General features: G+C 69.2%; 16 protein-coding genes and 2 pseudogenes. 11 read left to right on the forward strand and 7 right to left on the reverse strand.

The features are described 5' to 3' along the window. Positions 1 to 224: 224 nt before the first annotated feature. On the reverse strand, positions 225 to 1,322 hold the full coding sequence (locus ACZ4UU_RS07300) for a DUF1152 domain-containing protein (RefSeq protein WP_468037304.1): 1,098 nt from the start codon (positions 1,320 to 1,322) through the stop codon (positions 225 to 227). 80 nt (positions 1,323 to 1,402) lie between these two features. On the opposite strand from ACZ4UU_RS07300, the gene ACZ4UU_RS07305 reads away from it, so the two are divergent. From ACZ4UU_RS07305 to ACZ4UU_RS07330, 6 genes and pseudogenes are all read left to right on the forward strand, one after another. After that, positions 1,403 to 2,143 (forward strand): GntR family transcriptional regulator, encoded by a 741-nt coding sequence (locus ACZ4UU_RS07305; RefSeq protein WP_468037306.1) that lies wholly within the window; start codon positions 1,403 to 1,405, stop codon positions 2,141 to 2,143. A 277-nt stretch (positions 2,144 to 2,420) separates the two neighbouring features. Then, positions 2,421 to 2,858, forward strand: coding sequence for an ATP-binding protein (locus tag ACZ4UU_RS07310; RefSeq protein WP_093904344.1), 438 nt, complete (start codon positions 2,421 to 2,423; stop codon positions 2,856 to 2,858). Positions 2,859 to 2,937: 79 nt separating this feature from the next. Continuing rightward, a complete protein-coding gene (locus tag ACZ4UU_RS07315) occupies positions 2,938 to 3,666 on the forward strand; it encodes a GntR family transcriptional regulator (protein WP_468037309.1) in 729 nt (242 codons plus the stop codon). Between the two features lie 2 nt (positions 3,667 to 3,668). Further along, positions 3,669 to 4,010 (forward strand): annotated as a pseudogene (locus ACZ4UU_RS07320) (replication initiator); the annotation flags it as partial. Beyond that, positions 4,003 to 4,242 (forward strand): helix-turn-helix transcriptional regulator, encoded by a 240-nt coding sequence (locus ACZ4UU_RS07325; RefSeq protein ID WP_468037311.1) that lies wholly within the window; start codon positions 4,003 to 4,005, stop codon positions 4,240 to 4,242. The pseudogene ACZ4UU_RS07320 and the gene ACZ4UU_RS07325, both read left to right, overlap by 8 nt. After that, positions 4,242 to 5,466: pseudogene (locus ACZ4UU_RS07330) on the forward strand (tyrosine-type recombinase/integrase). The gene ACZ4UU_RS07325 and the pseudogene ACZ4UU_RS07330 overlap by 1 nt, the downstream one beginning before the upstream one ends. A gap of 712 nt (positions 5,467 to 6,178) precedes the next feature. Here the strand turns inward: ACZ4UU_RS07330 and ACZ4UU_RS07335 are convergent. Further along, the gene (locus ACZ4UU_RS07335) at positions 6,179 to 6,940 is read right to left on the reverse strand and encodes a phosphoglyceromutase (protein WP_468037313.1); all 762 of its coding nucleotides are present in this window, start codon (positions 6,938 to 6,940) and stop codon (positions 6,179 to 6,181) included. 153 nt (positions 6,941 to 7,093) lie between these two features. On the opposite strand from ACZ4UU_RS07335, the gene ACZ4UU_RS07340 reads away from it, so the two are divergent. Continuing rightward, positions 7,094 to 8,365, forward strand: a complete 1,272-nt coding sequence (locus ACZ4UU_RS07340; RefSeq protein WP_468037315.1) for an MDR family MFS transporter — start codon at positions 7,094 to 7,096, stop codon at positions 8,363 to 8,365. Between the two features lie 20 nt (positions 8,366 to 8,385). On the opposite strand, the gene ACZ4UU_RS07345 is transcribed toward ACZ4UU_RS07340, so the two are convergent. Next, complete coding sequence (locus tag ACZ4UU_RS07345; protein WP_468037317.1) at positions 8,386 to 8,832, reverse strand: DUF2000 family protein; 447 nt, start codon at positions 8,830 to 8,832, stop codon at positions 8,386 to 8,388. A 49-nt stretch (positions 8,833 to 8,881) separates the two neighbouring features. On the opposite strand from ACZ4UU_RS07345, the gene ACZ4UU_RS07350 reads away from it, so the two are divergent. Further along, a complete protein-coding gene (locus tag ACZ4UU_RS07350) occupies positions 8,882 to 9,688 on the forward strand; it encodes a helix-turn-helix transcriptional regulator (RefSeq protein WP_468037319.1) in 807 nt (268 codons plus the stop codon). Here ACZ4UU_RS07350 and ACZ4UU_RS07355 read toward each other — a convergent pair. The 3 genes from ACZ4UU_RS07355 to mshA form a co-directional block, all read right to left on the reverse strand. Then, positions 9,667 to 11,334: a glycosyl hydrolase family 28-related protein gene (locus ACZ4UU_RS07355; protein WP_468037321.1), complete on the reverse strand. Its 1,668-nt coding sequence runs from the start codon at positions 11,332 to 11,334 to the stop codon at positions 9,667 to 9,669. The genes ACZ4UU_RS07350 and ACZ4UU_RS07355 overlap by 22 nt on opposite strands. Before the next feature lie 143 nt (positions 11,335 to 11,477). Next, positions 11,478 to 11,990: a type III secretion system chaperone family protein gene (locus tag ACZ4UU_RS07360; protein ID WP_468037323.1), complete on the reverse strand. Its 513-nt coding sequence runs from the start codon at positions 11,988 to 11,990 to the stop codon at positions 11,478 to 11,480. Then, a complete protein-coding gene (mshA, locus tag ACZ4UU_RS07365; protein ID WP_468037887.1) occupies positions 11,983 to 13,290 on the reverse strand; it encodes a D-inositol-3-phosphate glycosyltransferase in 1,308 nt (435 codons plus the stop codon). The genes ACZ4UU_RS07360 and mshA overlap by 8 nt, the downstream gene beginning before the upstream one ends. Before the next feature lie 218 nt (positions 13,291 to 13,508). On the opposite strand from mshA, the gene ACZ4UU_RS07370 reads away from it, so the two are divergent. The 3 genes from ACZ4UU_RS07370 to ACZ4UU_RS07380 all read left to right on the forward strand — a co-directional run bounded on the left by ACZ4UU_RS07370 (position 13,509) and on the right by ACZ4UU_RS07380 (position 17,147). Beyond that, on the forward strand, positions 13,509 to 14,318 hold the full coding sequence (locus tag ACZ4UU_RS07370) for a class I SAM-dependent methyltransferase (protein WP_468037325.1): 810 nt from the start codon (positions 13,509 to 13,511) through the stop codon (positions 14,316 to 14,318). Positions 14,319 to 14,482: 164 nt separating this feature from the next. Beyond that, the gene (locus tag ACZ4UU_RS07375; protein ID WP_468037327.1) at positions 14,483 to 15,547 is read left to right on the forward strand and encodes a C40 family peptidase; all 1,065 of its coding nucleotides are present in this window, start codon (positions 14,483 to 14,485) and stop codon (positions 15,545 to 15,547) included. Positions 15,548 to 15,851: 304 nt separating this feature from the next. Continuing rightward, positions 15,852 to 17,147, forward strand: a complete 1,296-nt coding sequence (locus tag ACZ4UU_RS07380; RefSeq protein WP_468037329.1) for a PP2C family protein-serine/threonine phosphatase — start codon at positions 15,852 to 15,854, stop codon at positions 17,145 to 17,147. Between the two features lie 84 nt (positions 17,148 to 17,231). On the opposite strand, the gene ACZ4UU_RS07385 is transcribed toward ACZ4UU_RS07380, so the two are convergent. After that, a complete protein-coding gene (locus ACZ4UU_RS07385; protein WP_030052179.1) occupies positions 17,232 to 17,564 on the reverse strand; it encodes a DUF2516 family protein in 333 nt (110 codons plus the stop codon). Between the last annotated feature and the right edge of the window lie 50 nt (positions 17,565 to 17,614).

Raw genomic sequence — 17,614 nt, forward strand, 5'->3', positions numbered from 1 at the left:
TTGCTCGACGCGGGACCCGGACCGGGGAGGTGGCTAAAGCCGTGGAGCCGACCGCCCCAGCCACGACGTACCCCTTCTCTGGCATCAGGCGGCTGCATGCTTTGAGCGCGGCACGGGCGCCGGCCGGGCTGGAGAGGGGCGGAGACAGGAGCGCAGGCCCGGCCGGGGGCCGGGCCGCGCGCGGCGAGCAGAGCGAGCCGCCCTTGAACCCGTGAAGAAGGTTGTTACTCAGGTTGCGTCGTGATGCGCCACAGGGGCGCGTCGTACCGCTCAGGTCGGCGGTTGATGAGCAGCTCACGTAGGTCGTGGCGCTGGTTGCCATCGAGGTTCAAGGCCTCGGTGATGTGGCGGAACGTCGTGTGGGTGATTCCGCGGTCCAGGGCTTCGGCCTCGAACTGGTCCAGCTGGGCCAGGACTGCATCCGGGTTCAGTTTCAGCGGTGGCCGCTCGTTGAGCCATGCGGCCTTGTTGCGCTCGTAGTCGATCTCCGAGTAGCCGCAGATTTCACGGCTGTGTGTCTCCACGTCGTCAAGGTTTTCCGTCGCTATGACGGCTCGAGCCAGCTGGTTACGGCTCAACGCCTCGTCCATGTCGACCTCGTGGACCGTCGGACCTTCGTCCGTGAGCGGTACGGGAAGCCCAGCGTCCCGCACTTCACAGGTACCTCGCGCTCCTCGTGCAGTCGCCGCGAGCATCCCGGTTGCCTCGGACGGGTGCCACTCCAGGACCGAGCTGATCGACTCCGTGTCCTTCGCTGTGAAGGTGTGGACCAGGGGGCCGAGCATGTCGCGCAAATCTTCGGGCGGGAGTTCGCCGTCCAGGCCGGGCCCGGCGACCAGGAGACGGATGGGTACGTTCACCTGACAGCACGCAGCCAGGGTGAGGGCGTCGGCGAGTGGGCTCTTGAGAGTCGGCTCGTCGCCTCGGGCCAGGATGTCGCCGCCGACGTCCAGGAGGTCGATCGACGTGGGTTCCAAGTGGCTCACCAGCTCGTCGAGTTGGCGAGCGACGCCTGCGGCGCCCTGGTAGGGATCGATCAGTGCGAACGTGTGCCGAAGCTCTGCCGCCAGTCGAGGAAGAGTAGAACCCGCCGGAGCAATCGGGCGGGCTTCGGCCGGCACTGCCGAGACGGACGGGGTGAGTTGTTCGAGGCCGGTGAAGTCCTGGACGCCTCGGGGGCCCGGGACCGGATCGACGAGCAAGCGGTCCCATGCGTACGTGAGGATCACCGCCTGGTCCTCGTAGCCGTAGAGGGCGGCGTCAAGCATTGCGGCGGCGACTGCGTCGCCCCCTCCTCCTGCTGCGACGATCAACCGCGTCATGCGGACAGCGTACGGGGTCGAACATTTGCCACCCACCCTATAGTGGCTAGAGGCCATAGCCACTTGGACAAGGAGGGGGCATGCCTCAGATCGAGGAGGCTCAGCCGAAGTATCTCCAGATCGCGCACTTCATCCGTGATCAGATCCTGCGGGGGGATCTGCGGCCGGGGGACGAGGTTCCCTCGGAACGGCAGCTTGCTGCGGACTGGAAGGTGTCGCGGCCGACGGCGGCCCGTTCGCTGGAGGCTCTGAGCCATCAGGGCCTGGTCGAGAAGCGGCAGGGGTCGGGTACGTATGTACGTAGCCTCGAAGTGAACCGACGCGCACGGGAGTTGTACGGGCGGGCCAGGCAGACAGGGAAGATCTACACCTCGGGTGAGTACGCGGTCATCACGTCTGCGGGCTGGCTGGAGGCGCCTGACCACGTCGCTGAGGCATTGGGCCTGGTCAAGGATCGGCGAGCCGTGCATCGCCGGCGCATCACCAATAACCAGGACGGGCCCATCACGCTGTCCACCTCGTGGTTCGCCCCCGATGTCGGCCAGAAGGCGCCGAAGCTCCTGGATCCCGAACGGATCCAGGAAGGCACCCTGATGTACGTCGAGAACATGACGGGGCGCCAGGGAAGCTACGCCGAGGACCGCATGTGCGCGCGGGCTGCCGCGGACGAGGAATCGGCAGACCTGAAACTTGCCCCTGGCTCAGCGGTGTTGATTGCCCATCACGTGGTCTTCGACCTCCAGGACCGGCCGTTGGAGTTCGCCGAAGCCACCTATCCGCCGCACCGCTGGGCGTTCGAGCAGGGCTACCCACTCGCCTGACGGCTTGTAAGTTCCGTCGAACCGCTTGCACGGCGTGAGTGGCTAATGCCACTATCCAGTGAGTGGCTAAGGCCACTTGATCGGAAGGGGGCACGGCGTGACGGGTCAGCGGCCAGAACAGGACGCACGCTTAGCTTGCCGGAACTGCCGGGGACGCGGTTGGAAGCGCGTCAGCTCGCGTACGGCGCTGGCGCTCTCCACCGTCAACGACCGTGCCCGTGCCACATCAAAGCGACGGTGCCTCGACTGTGACGGCACCGGCAGGGAGTGAGCACGGATGGCCTACACAATCGACCGCCACCCGGGCCCGGACGCACCGCGACTCGGAGCGATGGTCTTGCATCCCATCGCGGAGTCAGTCCCCCGGGCCCGGCGCTGGTTCCAGAAATTCATCGCCCCGTACAACCCGGCCTGCTCGGTCGACGACTGCGCACTGATGATCTCCGAACTGGTCACCAATGCCATCGTCTACGGACGGTCGGATGATCCGTGGGTCGTGCGGGTGGAGTGGTTCCGCGAGGGAGCCTCGCTGCGCGTGGAGGTACACAATCCCGGATTCCCCGCGAATGTGCGCGTGCGCCGCCCAGACGCCAACGACGCGCACGGCCGCGGCCTTCTCCTGGTCGACTCCATCGCCGACTCTTGGCACTCCGGTCCGAGCCACTTCGGCGGTACGGTCGTCTCCTTCGTGATGGCCGATGCCTGGCCGTCTTGATGCACGACCCCGTCTGTTATGACGCCCGAACTGTCGCTGGTTGACCAGTTGACTTGGCCAATCTCGACAGGCGGCGTTCATGGCGTATGAGGTGGAGGCACCGAAGTACGTTCGCCTCGCGCAGACGATTCAGCGTCGCATCGAGGACGGTACGTATCCGCCGGGCACCCGCGTCCCCAGCGAGAACCAGCTGGTGCAGGCCTTCGGAATGTCCCGCCCGACTGTCGTACGGGCCCTGGAGCTGCTGAAGCGGGATGGCTGGCTGGAGTCCCGGCAGGGCTACGGCACGATCGTGCGTGGTCGGCCGGCCGTCGCCGAGCAGAGGGACCGTCGGGGTCGTGAGGCGCTGGAGCGCGATGAGTCGCTGACCTCGGGACGACTGGTCGAAGTCGGCCAGATCCCGGTGCCCGGCCGCGTCGTTTCCGCACTCGGGCTGCCAAAGCGGGCCAAGGTCCTTGTGCGCCGATTCCTTGTCGAAGCGGACGGCGAGGCTGTCGAGTTGGTCTCGTCGTACTTCCCCGCCGGCCTGGTCGATGGCACCGAGCTGGACAGTCCTGAGGCCATGCCCGGCAGCCCCCGGGAGCACCTGGAAGCCCGTAAGAAGATCCGCTTCGATCACGTCACGGCGCGGGTCTCTGCTCGACTGCCGGAAGGCTACGAAGCCGAGCTGCTCGACTTGCCAGAGGGCGCGCCTGTCCTGAGTGTCCTCGTCATCGCGTGTGACGCTTCCGGGCAGGCGCTACAAGTCGCTGACGTGCTACTTCCTGCTGATCGACAGGAACTCGAAGACACCTATCGCTTGAACTGAGCCTCAGCGACCACGCCCAGCGCATGATCCGCACCGCATGGTCTCTCGGCGGACGTCGAGAGTTGGCGGATCTCTGCCTTCGAGCCTGGGCGCACATGCTCGGCTTCCGCGGCCACTTCTCCACCAAGTCCCGCCGCTACTCCACCACCCTCGGCGCCCTCCGTGATGCCCGTGCCGACTGGCGCCGTGCACAGGCCGTGCCGACCGTCCCGGAGGACGGTGAAACCACGCTCGTCCTCGCTCACTGGGTGTTCGCCGGAACCAGCCTATGTGCCGGAGAGACCTGGCTCGCCGCTTCCCTCGAACCCTCCCCCGGAACGGAAGGAGAGCCCACCCATGGCTGACCGACGCCGTTCCTCGGCGGAAGTGGCCGCCGCATCGCGCGCCCTGCCCTCGCGGTTCCTGACTCCTGACGACCTGGTGGAGATGTTCGAGCTGCCCAGCGTCGAGACTGTCTACCAGTGGCGCCGCAAGCGCACCGGCCCCCGAGGCTTCCGCGTCGGCCTGCACCTCCGCTTCGACCCGGCGGACGTGCAGGCCTGGGGGGACGCCCAGCGTGAAGGGGTGGCTGCCTGATGGCTGGGCACATCCAAGACCGCTGGTACAAGACCGAGGTCGGGCCTGATGGCAAGACACGCAAGGTCAAGAGCGAGCGCTACGGCACGGGTATGCGCTATCGCGCTCGCTACGTCGGCCCGGACGGCACTGAGAAGTCGAAGAGCTTCCCTGACCGACAGAAGCGGCTGGCTGAACAGTGGTTGGCTCACACTGAGGCGGACATGGCGCGCGGGCACTACATCGACCCGCGCGCGGCCCGGATCACGTTCCAGCAGTACGCCGAGAACTGGGTGACCCACGCGCCGGATCCGAACACTCAGGCGTCGATGGAGTCGCAGCTTCGGCTGCACGCGTTCCCGTACCTGGGGTCGCGTCCGCTCGGCTCCTTCCAGCCTGCTCACATCCGTGACTGGGTGAGGCAGCTCCAAGAGAACGGCGTCCGTGGCTCGTACGCTCGGACGATCTACTCCAACGTGCGGGCGGCTCTGAGCGCTGCCGTGGACGATGGGCATCTTCCCCGGAACCCGTGTGCTGCTCGCTCGGTCCGGCCGCCGACCGTGGACAGCAACCGAGTCATCCCATGGACGGCAGAGCGGGTCTTCGCAGTCCGGGCCGGCATGCCCGAGCGGTACCAAGCCATGGTCGATCTGGGCGGCGGCTGCGGTCTACGCCAGGGGGAGATCCTGGGCATCGCCGTCGACGCGATCGACTTTGCGGCGGGCACGCTCCACGTGGTCCAGCAGCTCAAGCTGAGCCGCAGCAAGCCCGTGTTCGCCCCACCCAAGGGTGGCAAGCTACGGGACGTGCCGCTGCCCGGTCCGGTCGCTGATGTCCTCCGGGACCACATGAAGCGGTTCCCGCCGGTGGAGATCACCTTGCCGTGGAAGGTGGCGGACGGGGCCTCCGGTGGCCAAGCGGCTGATCTTCACCGGCCCGCGTGGCGGTCATGTCTGGCGGACGTCCCTCAACGAGGAAGTGTGGAAGCGGGCGCTTGCCTCGGCCGAAGTGATCCCTGAGCGGAAGCCAGGCGAGTCCTATGCGGGGTCCCGCGAGAACGGCATGCACGCTCTGCGCCACTTCTACGCCTCGATGCTCCTGGACGCTGGAGAGAACATCAAGGCTCTAGCCGAGTACCTAGGCCACTCAGATCCGGGCTTGACGCTCCGCGTCTACGCGCACTTGATGCCGTCCAGCCAGGAACGGACCCACAAGGCTGTGGCTTCGGTCTTCCAGCATCGCTGAGATGAACGCTGTAATCAGAGATCGGTACTCCGCTAGCCACATGAGCAGTGAGGGAAGAAGCTCTCTGAAGAGGCACAGATCAGAGTTAGCGGACAAGCTCACGAAGTTGATTCGAGACCTCACGCGTGAGAGATTGAAGTCCAAGCTCTAGAGTCATCTAGTTGGCTCTAGATGACTTACGGAAGTTCTAGGAGACTCTGGAACGACCGAGGACCTGGATCCGGCGGCAACCAGATCCAGGCCCTCTTGCAGTCAACGAGCCCGGTCGCGTACCAGCAGACCGGGCTCGCTGCATGTACAGCTCCCGGTCGCGACCGTCCTCGCGCGTGATCCGCTCATCGAGCGAACTGCATCACGCCGGTAGCGATGGCCACCAGTAGACCGGCTCCCGTAAGCCAGACCTGCCACCTCTCGGCGCTGGTCCACCTACGGGGCTCGTCCTTCTCAAGGCTCACCTCTACTGCCTCCCTTCCTCCTTCAACCGGCCCGCTTCTCGGACCGGTGCCTTGGAACTCCCGCGCCAGTGGGCGGAGTTCAGGGAAGGATCAGGTGAGGCGCGACCAGCATACCGGTCATGTTGTCATTCACCGAGGGACGACAGAAGGCTTGACAGCGGCCCCAAATCCCTTTCACGGCCCAGCGGCGGCCCCACTACAGCAACAAGGCCCCTGCCAGCGGAGAAACCGCAGGTAGGGGCCTTGATCAGCTCTGCTTACTTCTTCTTGCCCTGGTTCTTGACCGCCTCAATAGCCGCCGCAGCCGCCTCCGGGTCCAGGTACTTCCCGCCCGGCGTCACCGGGTTGAAGTCGGCGTCGAGCTCGTAGTAGAGCGGGATGCCGGTGGGGATGTTCAGGCCCGCGATGTCGGCGTCGGAGATGCCGTCGAGGTGCTTGACGAGGGCGCGCAGCGAGTTGCCGTGGGCCGCGACCAGGACCGTGCGGCCGGTCAGGAGGTCGGGGACGATGCCGTCGTACCAGTAGGGGAGCATGCGGACGACGACGTCCTTCAGGCACTCCGTGCGGGGGCGCAGCTCCGGGGGGATCGTCGCGTAGCGAGGGTCGTCGGACTGGGAGAACTCCGTGCCGTCCTCGAGCGGGGGCGGCGGGGTGTCGTAGGAGCGGCGCCACAGCATGAACTGCTCCTCGCCGAACTCGGCGAGGGTCTGGGCCTTGTCCTTGCCCTGGAGGGCGCCGTAGTGGCGCTCGTTGAGGCGCCAGCTGCGGTGGACCGGGATCCAGTGGCGGTCGGCGGCCTCCAGGGCCAGCTGCGCCGTGCGGATCGCTCGCTTCTGGAGGGACGTGTGGACCACGTCGGGCAGGAGGTCGGCGTCCTTCAGGAGCTCGCCACCGCGGACCGCCTCCTTCTCGCCCTTCTCGTTGAGGTTGACGTCCACCCAGCCGGTGAACAGGTTCTTCGCGTTCCACTCGCTCTCGCCGTGGCGGAGGAGGATCAGCTTGTACGGTGCGTCGGCCATGCGTCCGAGCGTAATCCACGGCTTCGGCCGGGTGTGCCCCCCGCCCGAGGAGCGGACGGTTGACGGGATCTGTTAATTGAGTGGCCTCGCGGAGCGGCCCGCTTGTAAGTTGCGTTCGCCGCCTTGACTTCTTACATCCGTGGGGGATTCCGCATGTCCGTCGCCGCCCTGAGACGTGCCACCCGAGAAACCGTCTCCGGGCTCCCTCGCGAGTTCTGGTGGCTGTGGACCAGCACGCTGGTGAACCGGCTCGGGGCCTTCGTCGCCACGTTCATGGCCCTGTACCTCACCCTCGACCGCGGGTACTCCGCCACCTACGCCGGTCTCGTCGCCGCCCTGCACGGCCTCGGCGGCGTCGTCTCGTCGATCGGCGCCGGCGTCATGACCGACCGGCTCGGGCGGCGGCCCACCCTGCTCGTCGCCCAGGCGTCCACGGCCGCCTCCGTCGCGCTCCTCGGGTTCATGCACCACCCGGTCGCCATCGCCGCCGTCGCCTTCCTCGTCGGCGCCGCCTCCAACGCCTCCCGGCCCGCCGTGCAGGCGATGATGGCCGACATCGTCCGGCCCGAGGACCGGGTGCGTGCCTTCTCCCTCAACTACTGGGCGATCAACCTCGGGTTCGCCGTCTCCTCCATGGCGGCCGGGTTCATCGCCGAGGTCAGCTACCTCTCCGGGTTCCTGATCGAGGCCGCGATGACGGCCGTGTGCGCGGTCGTGGTGTTCGTGAAGCTGCCCGAGTCGCGCCCGCCCCGGCAGACCGGTACGGAGAAGGGTGGCGGCGAGGAAGTCCGGCTCGGGACCGTGCTGCGCGACCGGCGGTTCATGGCGGTCGTCGGGCTGTCCTTCCTCGTCGCCCTCGTCTTTCAGCAGGGGGCGGTCGGACTGCCGGTGGCGATGGGCTCGGCCGGGTTCTCGCCCGCCGACTACGGGCTCGCCATCGCCGTCAACGGGGTGCTGATCGTCGCGCTCCAGATCCCCGTCACCCGGTTCATCGAACGCCGGGACACGGGCCGCATCCTCGTCGTCTCGTCCCTGCTCGCCGGCTACGGCTTCGGACTCACCGCCTTCGCCGGCTCGGTCGGCGTCTTCGCGCTGACGGTGTGCGTGTGGACGCTGGGCGAGATGCTGAACGCGCCCACTCAGACCGGGCTCGTGGTGCGGCTGTCCCAAACCCAGGGGCGTGGCCGGTACCAGGGCATGTACACCCTGTCCTGGTCGGTGGCGGCCCTCGTCGCACCCTTGATGTCCGGCCTCGTCATCGACCGCTTCGGCGCCGAGTGGCTGTGGGGGATGTGCGCGGTCATCGGTACGGCGGCGGCCATCGGGTACGCCGTCCTGATGCGCCGACTGGGCGCTCAGGAGCCCGCCGCCGACGAGGACGGAACGCCTGCCGCCACCTCGAAGGCCGAGGTCAGCCCCGCCTGACCGGTCGGCCGTCCACGTCCTCAGGGATGCATCCGCGCCCCCTTCATCACCTTGTCCACCGCGTTCCTCGGCCCGTACACCGCCAGTCCCACCACATCCAGCTCGCCCGTCGGCACGGCCCGCACCGCCGCCCGGTTGTCCCGGTCGTTGCCCGTCGTGAACAGGTCGGAGGTGAAGACCGCGCGCGGCAGGGCGCGGGACAGCACGCGCGCGTGGGCCGTCGTCAGCGTCTCCTTGGTGCCCTCGAAGACCAGCACCGGCTGGCGGAACATCGGCAGGTAGGGCACCCCGTCCGCGTCCTCGTACTCCTCCCCGATCACCTCGGGAAGCTGCGTGCCCAGGCCGCTGACCAGGAACGCGGTGACGTTCAGGCGTTGCCAGGTCTCCAGGTCGTCACGCAGCAGCACGGCGATCTTCGTGTCGAAACGGACAGGGGACTGGTCGGTCGTACGGCTCGCATCGCTCATACGACGACACTCGCGGCGGCCGTACGCCCCCGTCTTGTACGTTCTTTGCATGGCCGCCGCACGGAACCGCCGGGAAGTCTCCGCGTGGCGCCCCTCCGTCCCGGGCGTCACCGAGGTCTTCCACGCCCACTTCACCGAGTACGCGTACCCGATGCACGTCCACGAGGCCTGGACGCTGCTGATCGTCGACGACGGCGCCGTACGGTACGACCTCGACCGGCACGAGCACGGCACCCCGCACGACACCGTGACCCTGCTGCCGCCGCACGTCCCGCACAACGGCTCCCCCGCCACCCCGCACGGCTTTCGCAAACGGGTGCTGTACCTGGACAGCAGCCGGCTGGGCGACGACCTGATCGGCCGGGCGGTCGACTCCCCCGACCTGCGCGACCCGGTGCTGCGGCGGCGCGTCGGCCAGTTGCACACCGCCCTCGCCCGGCCCGGCGACGAGCTGGAGGCGGACAGCAGGCTGACCCTCATCGGCGACCGGTTGCGCGCCCACCTGCGGCCCGAGGCCGTCACCGACGCCCCACGCCGTGACCCCGCCCTCGCCCGCCGGCTGCGCGAACTCCTCGACGAGCGCGTCGTGCGGGGCCTCGCCCTCGACGAGGCGACCGGGCTGCTGCACGCCCATCCCGCCCATCTCGTACGGTCGTTCAGCACCGCGTACGGCATCGCCCCGCACCAGTACCTGATGTCCCGCCGCGTCGACCGGGCCCGGCGACTGCTCCTGGAGGGCCGGTCGCCGGCCGAGGTGGCCACCGCGACCGGCTTCTACGACCAGTCCCATCTCACCCGGCACTTCCGGAAACTGGTGGGCGTGCCACCGGGGCGCTATCGCGGCAGCGCGCGCTGAGCGTCGTACAGATTGCGCGGCCGTACGGCGTCCGTCGTGCCGTACAGCTCCAGGCGGGAGCGCAGGTCGCCCGCGAAGTCGGGGACGTCGATCTGGTCGAACTCCCTGACCTCGTTCAGGCCGACGGTCGCGGAGTACGGGGCCAGGCCGTCGAGGCGGATCATGCCGGCGCGGCCGTTGGTCACCCGGATGTTCCAGTGCGTGAAGCGGGCGCCGAACAGCGGGCCCGCGCTGGCGTCGCCGCCGTGGCGGCCGTCGTTGTGGACGGTGATGTCGGTGCGGACGTCGGCGAAGGGCAGGCCACGGTGGCTGTCGAAGGTGCCCGTCCGCATGTCGCCGCGGGACCAGACGTTGTGGGAGGACAGCCCCTCGACGTTGATGCCGTGGAGCTGGGTGCCGGGCGGGGCGGGAGTGGTGCGGGCCTCGATCGTGAAGTCCTCGATCAGGTTGTCGTGCGAGCCCTCGCGGCAGAAGTAGGGGTGGTGGCTGCCGCGGCCCGCCACGCGCGTGTGGCGCAGTGTGCAGGCGGAGGCGGCGACCAGGCCGAAGCCGTTGTCGACGTGGCGGACGGTCACGTCGTCCACCCAGCAGTCGTAGGCACACTGGAGGACGACCCCGTTGTGGCCCTTGTCGAGGAGGTGGGGCTGTTGCGGGGTCTCCGTCGCCTCCAGGGTGAGGCCTTCGACGCCCGAGCCGGTCAGTTCGGGCACGTGGGTGGTCAGTCGCGGGTCCCATTCGGGGCGCAGGTCGAGCGGGAGCGGGCGTTCCAGGGTGACCTCGCGGCCGTGCACGCGGGTGATGCGGACGGGCCACTCGTAGGGGACGTACGAGATGAGCTTGGTCTTGTCGTCCCAGGTGTAGGCCTCGGGGCCCGGGCCGCCGCCGCACATGTGCTGCAGGAGGGTGTGGCCGTTGTCGTCGGCGAGGCGGAGCAGGACGAGGGCGCCGGGGCGCAGGGCGGAGGGGTCGTCGGCCGTCACCGTCCAGGAGCCCTGTCGGGCGGGCGCGAGGGTGGTGAGGGTGCGCCACTCGTCGCGTCTGTTGCCGGTCCAGCCCTCGAAGGGCCAGGCCTTCGCCCTGATCGCGGCGACGAGGGAGGCCCAGCGGGCTGCGGGGGCCAGCCATATGAGGCCGCCTGCCCAGGACCAGGACGACTTGTCGCCGCCGTAGCGGGATCCGTAGGCGCCGATCAGTTCGGTGAGGTTCTTGGTCGCGTGGAGTGTCGTGCGGGTGCTGCCGGCGCCGCGGAGGACCACGTTCGAGTGGCCGATGCGGATCAGGTCGTCGATGCGGAACGCGCCGGGCGGGAGGGTGACCGTGCCGCCGCCTGCCCTTCCGGCGACGGCGAGGGCGCGGTTGATCGCGGGGGCGGAGTCGGTCGTGCCGTCCGGTACCGCGCCGAAGTCGCGTACGTCGGTGGTGCGGGGGTGGCGGGGGAAGCGGCGGTCCCCGGCGCGGCAGCCTGCCCGGCCTATATAGGGGATCTGGGGGTGGGTGAAGGGGGTGCGGGTGAACTCCCGCCAGAGGGAGGGAGTTCGGGGAGGGGCCGCGAGGGCGGGGGCGGCGGTGAGGCTCAGTGCGGTGGCGGCCATGGCGGTGGCACCGAGGAAGAGGGTCCGTCTGGGCATGCCTTGCGCGTTGCTCATGTCCGTGCGTCCTTCCATGCAAATTTTCATGGATGTGAACGACGTTCAGATCTGCGTCGGCGGGTGAGCATGCCACGAGACCCCTGCGCCGGGAAGAGGGTGCGCCGTGGGTTACCTGGTTGTTATTTGGTACGGACCTGAGTTCAGTCGGTGGACTGTTTGGTCAGATGGGCGAACGCGTCCAAGTTGCGCGTCGACTCGCCGCGCGCCACCCGCCACTCGTACTCCTTGCGGATCGCGGAGGCGAAGCCGAGCTCCAGGAGCGTGTTGAAGGCGCCGTCCGCCGCCTCCAGGACCTGGCCGAGGAGACGGTCGATCTCGTCGGGGGTGATGGCGGACAGGGGCAGCTTGGCCGTGACGTAGATGTCACCCAGTCGGTCGACCGCGTAACTCACGCCGTACAGCTTGAGGTTGCGCTCCAGGAGCCAGCGGTGGACGCCGGGCTCGTTCTCGTCGGGGTGGCGGATGACGAAGGCGTTGAGGGAGACGGAGTGGCGGCCGACGAGGAGGGAGACCGTCGTCGACAGTTTGCGGGTGCCGGGGAGTTTGACGACGTAGTTGCCGGGGGCCGGACTCTCCCAGTCGAGTTCGGCGTCCTTCAGGGCTCCCTCGACGACCTGTGCGACGACCTGCTCCGCCTTCTGTGCGTCAGCCATGGTGGGAGCGTACGTGACGCCGGTGGGCCTGGGTCGCTGCCGTGTAGACGTCCGCCGTGGCGGCGGCCGCGGTGTCCCAGCCGAACGACTGGGCGTGCCGGGCCGCCGCCTCGCCCATCCGGGGGGCCAGGTCGGGGTTCTCGGCGAAGCCGTGCAGCACGCGCGCGTAGTCGGCCGGGTTGTGGCCCTGCACCAGGTAGCCGGTACGGCCGTCCCGGACCGCCACCGGAAGGCCCCCCACGGCTGCGGCGAGGACGGGGGTGCCGGCCGCCTGTGCCTCGATGGCCACCAGGCCGAACGACTCGCTGTACGACGGCATGACCAGCACGGATGCCGCGCGGAACCAGTCCGCGAGCTGCTCCTGGCCGACGGGTGGGCGGAACCGTACGACATCCGCGATGCCCAGGCGGGCGGCGAGCTTCTGCAGGCCCTCGGGCTTGGCCATGCCGCTGCCGCTGGGCCCCCCGACGATCGGGACGAGGACGCGGGAGCGGAGGTGGGGGTGCTCGTCGAGGAGGACGGCCACGGCGCGCAGGAGGATGTCCGGCGCCTTCAGGGGCTGGATGCGGCCCGCGAACAGCGGGATCAGGGCGTCCTGGGGGAGGCCGAGGCGGGCTCGGGCGGCGGCCCGGCCGTCGGCCGGCGAGAACCGGGTGAGGTTGACGCCGGGGTGGACCACCGCGACCTTGTCGGGGGCCGCGGCGTAGTGGCGTACCAGTTCGTCGGCCTCTTCGGAGGTGTTGGCGATCAGGCGGTCCGCGGCCGTGACGATCTGGGTCTCACCGATGACCCGGGCGGCGGGCTCGGGGGTGTCGCCGTCGGCGAGGTTGGCGTTCTTGACCTTGGCCATGGTGTGCATGGCGTGCACCAAGGGGGCGCCCCAGCGCTGGGCTGCGAGCCAGCCGACGTGGCCGGAGAGCCAGTAGTGGGAGTGGACCAGGTCGTAGTGGCCGGGGCGGTGGCCGGCCCAGGCCTGCATCACGCCGTGGGTGAAGGCGCAGAGCTGGGCGGGGAGGTCTTCCTTGTTGAGGCCCTCGTACGGGCCGGCGTCCACGTGGCGGACGAGTACGCCCGGGGCCAGCTCGACGGTGGGCGGGAGGTCTGCCGCCGTGGTGCGGGTGAAGATCTCGACCTCGATGTTGATCGCGGCGAGGCGTTGCGCGAGCTCCACGATGTAGACGTTCATGCCGCCGGCGTCGCCGGTGCCGGGCTGGTGGAGCGGTGAGGTGTGCACGCTGAGCATGGCTACGCGGCGGGGGCGGCGGTGGAGCCACCCGAGCCGGTTGACGTAGTGGCTCACGTGGCGGTCCTCCTTGGCTGCGGGCATGCCTGGGGGAGGGTGTGGGCGCCCTCCAAGGGGGTGCAACAGCGGAAGGCCCGATTCCCATTCCTGGTGGGGTGTTTTTTGCCTAGGAATTACCGGGTGTCGCTCAACTGTTCGGTGGGTGGGTGCGTGGGGGTCGGAGCCGCCCCGGTGCGGTGGCCCCCGCCCGAGGGCGGCCACTTACCCTCGTAGGCATGACTGCCCGCGCCTCCCGCCCCGTGGGAACGGTGACTCGCGGGACCACCAATCCGAATCGGCTGCGCCGTATGGATCGGTGGATCGCCCATGTGCATGGTGCCGCGTTGCGGCGGGCCGTCGAGCCTGTGGCTGTCGATCTCGGGTACGGCGCCGCTCCCTGGACGGCCGTCGAGTTGCTCAGGCGGCTGCGGGGCGTTGCTCCTCGGGTGCGGGTGGTCGGGCTGGAGATCGAGCCGGCTCGGGTTGCCGCCGCCAGGCCGTACGAGCGGGACGGGCTGGTCTTTCGGCACGGGGGGTTCGAGATTCCGGTCGCGGAGCGGCCGATGCTCGTGCGGGCGGCCAATGTGCTGCGGCAGTACGAGGAGGGGGAGGTCGCCGGGGTCTGGGAGCGGCTGTGCGCTCGGCTTGCGCCGGCCGAGGCGGGGGGCGGTGGCGGGTTGCTCGTCGAGGGGACCTGTGACGAGATCGGGCGGCGGCATGTGTGGGTGGCGTTGGGGCCGGAGGGTCCGCGTACGGTGACCTTCGCGGCTCGGTTGGGGTCGTTGCAGCGGCCTTCGGATCTTGCCGAGCGGCTGCCGAAGGCCCTTATTCATCGCAATGTGAGCGGTGAGCCCGTGCACGCGTTTCTACGGGACTTCGACCGGGCCTGGGCCGCCGCGGCGCCGTATGCCTCGTACGGTGCCCGGCAGCGGTGGATCCGGGCGGTGCGGGACCTCGCCGTGGACTGGCCGGTGGTCGACGGGCCGGGGCGGTGGCGGCAGGGGGAAGTGACGATGCTGTGGGAGGCGTTGGCGCCGCGGGGGTGAGGGCGGGTCCGGGGGAACGATCTCCGGGAGTTGTTCGTCACAAAGGCGGGGAGATCGTCATGACGGGGAGGGAAAGGGGGGAAGCAGACCTCTGTCACTTTGCGCGTCGACATGGCACGATCCCCCGTAAGTTACTGACGGGACATCAGTTTGGGGGCACTGGTATGGGTTCGGGCAAGCGCGGCCTGGTCGCCGCGGCCGTGACCGTCGTCTGCGCGGTCACCGTTCTGGGAGCATCGGGAACGGCTTTCGCGGCACCTTCACCGACCCCGAGTGCCTCACCGTCCGCGTCGCACAACGACCTTGAGGCCGTGCGCAAGAAGCTGGACAAGCTCTACCACTCGGCCGCCGTCGCCACCGACGAGTACAACGCCGCCGAGGAGGCGGCAAAGACGCAGTCCGCCCAGATCGTCGCGCTGGCCAAGAAGATCGTCGAAGGCCGGGAGAAGCTCGCCGACTTGAAGAAGCGCGCGGGCGCCGCGGCCGCCGCCCAGTACCGCTCGGGCGGACTGCCCGACGAGGCGCATCTGCTGCTCAGCGACGACCCGCAGGCATTCCTCGACGGCACGGGCCGGGTACTGCAGGGGCAGCGGGCGACCAAGGGGCTGCTGGCGGAAATGACCCGCACCCAGCAGGACTTGGAGCAGTACGCCAAGGACGCCTCCGCCCAGTGGCAGAAGCTGGAGGACGGCCGCAAGGCCAAGGCCGCCGCCAAGAAGAAGATCAAGAAGCAGATCGCGGCGGCCGAGAAGCTGGAGTCCCAGCTGGAGGAGGAGGAGAAGGAGCGCCTCGCCGAGCTGGAGGCGGCGGCCGCACACAAGGCACAGACCGCGTGGCTGGACTCCGGCATCCTGAAGGACATCAAGGGCGAGGCGTCCGAAAAGGGGCGCAAGGCCATCGAATACGCCACCGCCCAGCTCGGCAAACCGTATGAATGGGGCGCCGAGGGACCCAAGACGTACGACTGTTCGGGCCTCACGTCGGAGGCCTGGGCGAGCGCCGGCAGCGGCATTCCACGGACCTCGCAGGAGCAGTGGAAGCAGCTCAAGCACATCGACATCGAGGACATGCGCCCCGGCGACCTCATCATCTACAACGACGACGCCAGCCATGTCGCCCTGTACATCGGCGACGGCGCGATCATCCACGCCCCGCGGCCGGGGCGGACGGTGACGGTGGCGGGGGCCGGATCGATGCCGATCCTCGGGGTGGTTCGACCCGATGCGTAAGCATTGAGGGTGACTTGCGGGGTGGGGGCGGGGAGATGTCGGGGCCGCGGGTCGTGATCCCTGCCACGTGACCCAACCCACGTCCCCCGGTTTCCCGTCTGACTAATGACGTGACCTTCGTCATCCCTGGGCGTCTCCCAAGCTGTCCAACTGCGGTAGGGAACGCGGCATATGACAGCGGCCAGCACCCATCCGGCGTGCGCCACACCATTCCGTTGCGGCGCCGACAACCGCTATGGTCCCCGTCGGTGGATCGAGACCCCTCGTTCCACCAGCCCTCGGGGGGAGGGAAGGAACGCAAGAGATGCCCGTACCCATACCGCGGCAGAGAGCGATCCCGGCCGTGGAAAGTGGTCAGGCGCAGGCCGCGTCCCCAGGCGGCACCTCCATGGAAGAGGCCCCGCGTAAGGAAACAACGGTCGAGAACCCCAGCCACACCAACCTGACGCTGCTGCTGATCGAGGACGATCCCGGCGGCTCCGCGATCGTGCCCGAGCTGCTCGACTCGGCCGGCAAGCCGATCCGGGTGCGCACCGCCCGCAACCTCACCGAGGCCGAGCGGCTGCTCACCGACGACGTCCACTGCATCCTGCTGGACCTCGCGCTGCCCGGCCGCACCGACGACGAGGACGAGCTGGGCGTGCTCAAGCACGTCCTGGAGCTCGCACCCCGGCACGCCGTCCTCGCCCTCACCGCCTCCGGTGACGCCGAGCGCGGCGCCGAAGCCGTGCGCGTCGGCGCCCAGGACTACCTCTTCCGGGACGAACTGGACGGGCGGCTGCTGAGCAGGGCGATCCGGTACGCCGTCGAGCGGAAACGTTCCGACACGGCCGAGCGCCGGCTCGCCGAGGGCCGGATGCGGGCCCAGGAGAACCGTCGCCTGGAGCGCGGCCTGCTCCCGACGCCGCTGCTGGAGGGCTCGTCGCTGCGGTTCGCCGCGCGATATCGGCCAGGGCGCTCGCGTGCGCTGCTGGGCGGTGACTTCTACGACGTCGTCCGGACCGCGGACGGCACCGTGCACGCCATGATCGGTGACGTCTGCGGCCATGGGCCCGACGAGGCCGCGCTCGGTGTGGAGCTGCGGATCGCCTGGCGGGCGCTGACGCTGGCTGGGCTGTGCGGCGATGAGCTGCTGAGCACGTTGCAGCAGGTCCTGGAGCACGAGCGGGCCGACGACGAGATCTTCGCGACGCTGTGCACGGTGGACATCGCGCCGGACGGGCGACGCGCCGGGCTGTGCCTGGCGGGGCATCCGTCGCCGCTGCTCGCCCGGCCGGGGCGGGCGGCACGGCTGCTGCCGTACGACAACAACGGGCCCGCGCTCGGGCTGCTGTCCGGGGCTCGCTGGCCCCGGATGCAGGTGGAGCTCGGGGCGGAGTGGTCCCTGATGCTCTACACCGACGGCCTGATCGAGGGCCGGGTCGGCGAGGGGCGGGAACGGCTCGGACAGGACGGCATGGTGTCCATGGTCCGTCGGCAGCTGTCCGAGGGGCTGCGCGGGGAGGCGCTGCTGCGGGCCGCGGTCAATGAGGTTCGGGACCTCAATGGGGGCGAGCTGGCGGACGACGTGGCGGTGTTGTTGCTGGACCGGGGGGTTTGAGGGCTCGCGCCTGAGGGCGTTACCGCCGCGGGCGTCACCCCTGCGGGCCTTGCCCCTGAGGGCGTTCCCCCTGCGGAGCGCTGATCAGCGGCCGCCGTTCCACGGGCCGTACGGGCCGTCGCTGCTCGAGCCCTTTCTGCTGCGGCCGCCGCCGGGGAGGCCCTTGATCGCGGGGCGCACGTCCACCATGTACACGATCGTCGCGATGAGGCCGATGATCGGCAGGAACGACAGGATGTTGAAGATCAGGTTCACCACGAAGGCGAGCCCGAGGACGATCATCCAGAACGGCTTGGTCTGCTTGTCGGCCGCGCGGTAGGCGTCCTCGCGACGGATGGCCGCGTCGATCAACGCGAAGCCGCTGAAAAGGATCAGGGCCATGCTCAGCAGCCACATGAACCCCGCGAAGCCCTGCATCAGCACTACGTCCACCACCCGACTCGGCTCGTATCTACGCGGTCACCGTA

It is taken from the genome of Streptomyces sp. NPDC028907, from assembly GCF_055564995.1.

Coding starts and splice junctions, on each gene's coding strand:
- ACZ4UU_RS07350 (WP_468037319.1), top strand. CDS start 8,882: ATGGCCGCCGCACGGAACCGCCGGGAAGTCTCCGCGTGGCGCCCCTCC.
- ACZ4UU_RS07305 (WP_468037306.1), top strand. CDS start 1,403: ATGCCTCAGATCGAGGAGGCTCAGCCGAAGTATCTCCAGATCGCGCAC.
- ACZ4UU_RS07380 (WP_468037329.1), top strand. CDS start 15,852: ATGCCCGTACCCATACCGCGGCAGAGAGCGATCCCGGCCGTGGAAAGT.
- ACZ4UU_RS07360 (WP_468037323.1), bottom strand. CDS start 11,990: ATGGCTGACGCACAGAAGGCGGAGCAGGTCGTCGCACAGGTCGTCGAG.
- ACZ4UU_RS07375 (WP_468037327.1), top strand. CDS start 14,483: ATGGGTTCGGGCAAGCGCGGCCTGGTCGCCGCGGCCGTGACCGTCGTC.
- ACZ4UU_RS07355 (WP_468037321.1), bottom strand. CDS start 11,334: ATGAGCAACGCGCAAGGCATGCCCAGACGGACCCTCTTCCTCGGTGCC.
- ACZ4UU_RS07345 (WP_468037317.1), bottom strand. CDS start 8,832: ATGAGCGATGCGAGCCGTACGACCGACCAGTCCCCTGTCCGTTTCGAC.
- ACZ4UU_RS07300 (WP_468037304.1), bottom strand. CDS start 1,322: ATGACGCGGTTGATCGTCGCAGCAGGAGGAGGGGGCGACGCAGTCGCC.
- ACZ4UU_RS07325 (WP_468037311.1), top strand. CDS start 4,003: ATGGCTGACCGACGCCGTTCCTCGGCGGAAGTGGCCGCCGCATCGCGC.
- ACZ4UU_RS07335 (WP_468037313.1), bottom strand. CDS start 6,940: ATGGCCGACGCACCGTACAAGCTGATCCTCCTCCGCCACGGCGAGAGC.
- ACZ4UU_RS07340 (WP_468037315.1), top strand. CDS start 7,094: ATGTCCGTCGCCGCCCTGAGACGTGCCACCCGAGAAACCGTCTCCGGG.
- ACZ4UU_RS07315 (WP_468037309.1), top strand. CDS start 2,938: ATGGCGTATGAGGTGGAGGCACCGAAGTACGTTCGCCTCGCGCAGACG.
- ACZ4UU_RS07310 (WP_093904344.1), top strand. CDS start 2,421: ATGGCCTACACAATCGACCGCCACCCGGGCCCGGACGCACCGCGACTC.
- ACZ4UU_RS07385 (WP_030052179.1), bottom strand. CDS start 17,564: ATGCAGGGCTTCGCGGGGTTCATGTGGCTGCTGAGCATGGCCCTGATC.
- ACZ4UU_RS07370 (WP_468037325.1), top strand. CDS start 13,509: ATGACTGCCCGCGCCTCCCGCCCCGTGGGAACGGTGACTCGCGGGACC.